This window comes from Synechococcus sp. OH2 (genome assembly GCF_047462155.1).
In the GTDB taxonomy this organism is placed as follows: domain Bacteria; phylum Cyanobacteriota; class Cyanobacteriia; order Thermostichales; family Thermostichaceae; genus Thermostichus.
This window is the reverse complement of sequence record NZ_JANSIR010000067.1, coordinates 13700-16892: the sequence shown is the minus strand read 5'-3', so window position 1 is coordinate 16892 and position 3193 is coordinate 13700. Positions and strand designations below refer to the sequence as shown.

At 62.6% G+C, this 3193-nt stretch carries 3 protein-coding genes; 1 reads left to right on the top strand and 2 read right to left on the bottom strand.

Going from position 1 to position 3193, the window contains the following annotated elements:
• Positions 1–186 (top strand): hypothetical protein (locus tag NW835_RS05630; RefSeq protein ID WP_414414746.1); only part of this gene is annotated, 186 nt, incomplete at its 5' end.
• Positions 187–401: 215 nt separating this feature from the next.
• Here NW835_RS05630 and NW835_RS05625 read toward each other — a convergent pair.
• Both NW835_RS05625 and NW835_RS05620 read right to left on the bottom strand, forming a co-directional pair.
• Entirely contained in the window at positions 402–1472 is a 1071-nt protein-coding gene (locus NW835_RS05625; RefSeq protein ID WP_414336186.1) for a 3-deoxy-7-phosphoheptulonate synthase, read from the bottom strand.
• Positions 1473–2027: 555 nt separating this feature from the next.
• On the bottom strand, positions 2028–3193 hold a 1166-nt coding region (locus NW835_RS05620), incomplete at its 5' end, for an efflux RND transporter periplasmic adaptor subunit (protein ID WP_414414745.1).

Below are 3193 nucleotides of genomic sequence, written 5' to 3'. Positions count from 1 at the left end.
ATGGCCTGCTCGATCCAGGCCGCGGAAGTTGGCGAGGCCAGTTGTAGCGTCGGCACAGGGTCAGAAGAGGTTGCAGGGATCAACAGCTTCCAAGTTGACCCATCCCGCCCGCTGCGGGAGCAGGGAACGGAACTGGGTCAATCGGATCTTAGCCTTGCCAGCGTACCCCTTTCTGCTAACTCCTAGATCCCGTCTGATGCTCTGGCAGCAGTTGTCCTTATCCCCGGCCCCTCTCCCTGAGGGAGTCAGCCCAAGCGCTCCGCGCCGCTCACGCGACCACCCCCAGCCCCTCTCCCAGAGGGAGTCAGCCCTCACCCCCAGCCCCTCTCCCTGAGGGAGAGGGGAGTTGCACTGCTGCCGAGCACAACTTTATTGCCTTGCTTGGGTCTTGCGGGGCTTTTTCAGTGATTCAAAGCCAAGGTTTTCCCTGCTACGACTGCTGCCATCTCCTGCAACAGATCCTCGGTCTCCTCCCAGCCGATGCAGCCGTCGGTGATGGAAACGCCGTACTTGAGTGGTGCCCCTTCCTGCCAGGTTTGCTTGCCTGGGTTGAGGTTGCTCTCCAGCATCAGCCCCATCAAGGCCCGCTGCCCTGCTTGGTACTGCCGCAGCACTGCCCGACAGACGGCTCCCTGCTGGCGGTAGTCTTTGTGGGAGTTGTCGTGGGAGCAGTCCACCATCACCGAGCGCGGGATCCCTTGATCCTTCATCAGCAGCGCCGCCCGCGCCACATCTTCCGGGCCGTAGTTGGTCTTGCCGCCGCCGCCGCGCAACACAATGTGCCGGTCTGGGTTGCCGGTGGTTTTCACCAGGGCCGTCATGCCGTCTTGGCCGATGCCCAGAAAACTGTGGGGGTGACTGGCGGAGAGAATGGCGTTGAGGGCAATTTCCAGCCGCCCGTCGGTGCCATTTTTGAAGCCCACGGGCATAGAGAGGCCACTGGCCATTTCCCGGTGGGTCTGGCTTTCGATGGTTCGGGCGCCGATGGCCGCCCAGCTCACCAGGTCTGCGGTGTATTGGGGAGTTACCGGATCCAACATTTCTGTGGCACAGGGCAAGCCCAGCTCGTTGATCTGCAATAGGATGGAACGGGCCAGTTGCAAGCCAGTGGCAATATCGCAGGAGCCGTCCAGGTGGGGATCATTAATGAGGCCCTTCCAGCCCACTGTGGTGCGCGGCTTCTCAAAATAGGTGCGCATCACAATCACCAGGTGCTCGCGGGTTCGATCGGCCACCCGCTTGAGGCGGTGGGCATACTCCAAGGCCGCTTCGGGATCGTGGATGGAACAGGGGCCGACAATCACCACCAAGCGATGGAGATCCCGCCCGTGGATGATGTCGCGGATGGCTTGCCGCGTGGAGAGCACCACTTGGGCTGCCGTTTCCGTCAGCGGCAGCTTGGCCTTGACAGCAGCAGGGGCAATCAAGGGAGTCACCTCTTGGATGTTGCAGTTGTCGGTTTGGGGGGGCATAGAACTGTCCTTCATCGTGGGCAAGATTGTGTGCAAGGGATGGGAAGTGAGGGAATGGAGCATCGAGCCATCAAAAAAGCCCTGGCACTGGGCTCAGGGCTTCAGGACTGACTCGGGTAAACTAGGCTCTATGGTTTACACGCCACCCTTCCGCCCTGGTCGTTGCCAGGGAAAGCTAAAGTAGCCAAAAAAGGGAGCGCGCCAGGTCATCTTCAGGGGAAGGAACTCGGAATCTGTACGAGATGAGTATAGCGGAAGTATACCCAAAAAGAAACTGGATTTACCAAGACGGGTTCAGGTTCTGGGTCGCTCCCAGGGTTCCCAGGCGCAGCCCAGAGGACGGTTTTCTCCCACCCAGATCAAGAAGCTTGCCCGCTCCGTAGCCATCACTCTGCGACGCTGTTGCAAGCGGGGCGAGGAGAAAAGCTTCAGGGCGGTGAGGGACTTCTTTCCGCCGCCTCAGCCCGACAAGGTCGCAGCGGCGAAAGCCCCGCAAGCCCGGTGGAAATCCAGAAAGTCAGCAGAACTCTGGGCTTCTGTCCTAGGAAACAGTTTTCAGAAGGATCTAGCCCGGACGGCAGCCGCTTCCTGGATTACCTCGTCTCCAGGCTGTAGCCCACTGTGGATCTCCACCTGATCCCCATAGCGGGATCCCACCACCACGGGCGTAAACAGCGGCTTGCCGTCCACCAGCCGGTACACGCCCGTAAGGCCGAACTGTTCTACCAGGCTTGCTTGGGGCAGGAGCAGGGCTTGGCGGGTTTCTCCTGCCAACTTCAGACGGCCCAGCATGCCCGGCATTGCTCCGGGGAGCGGGGGAATCTCCACCTTCACCTCCACCGTTCTTGAGCTGGGGTCGGCGCTGGGGATGATTTGGCGGATGGTTCCCTCCACGGTTTGGTTGAGGCTGTCGATGTTGATGGGCACCGCTTGTCCCACCCGGATTTGGCCGGCCAGGGATTCGGGCAAGGCCACGGAAAACCGCAGCCGCTCGCTGCTTTCTAGCTCCACAATCGGCTGGCCCGGCCCCGCCAAAGCCCCTACCTCCACATACTTGCGGGTGACGACGCCGGCAAAGGGGGCAACCAGGGTTCCGTAGGCAAGGTTGGCTTGGGTTTGCGCCACCCCTGCCTGGGCCTGGGCCATGGCTGCCTGCACCTCAGGGATCCGGCTTTCCGCCTGGGCAAGCTGGGCCCGTGCTTGGGTCAATCCCTGTTCGGCCTGCTGGATCCCGGCCTCGAGCTGGGCCAGGCGGCCCAGGAGCACGGCTACCCGCGTATTGGCCTGATCCACCTGGGCTTGGGCCACGGCTCCTTCGGCGTGCAGCTTCTGCATCCGCTCTTGGTGCAAACGGGCCTCCTGCAGCTCCGCTTCCGCCTGCTGCTTCTGGGCTTGCACCTGGCGCAAGGCTTCTTCCGCTCCCCTCACCCCCGCCTGGGCGGCCAGAAGGCCTGCTTGGGCCTGCTGCAGTTGCGCCTCAGCCTGTTGCCGCTGGGCTTGGGCCTGTTGCTGGGCGGCTTGCACATCGCTGATATCCAGGCGGGCAATCAGGGATCCAGCCGCCACCCGCTGCCCCTCCTGAACCGGCAGCTCCACGACTCGGCCCACGATGCGGCTGCTGAGGGGGGTGCGCTCCACGGCCTCTAGGCTGCCCACCAGGATCCGCTCTTGGCTGATTTCCCGTGGCTTGACCTCCAGCGTGGTCAGTGGGGCGGCCTCGG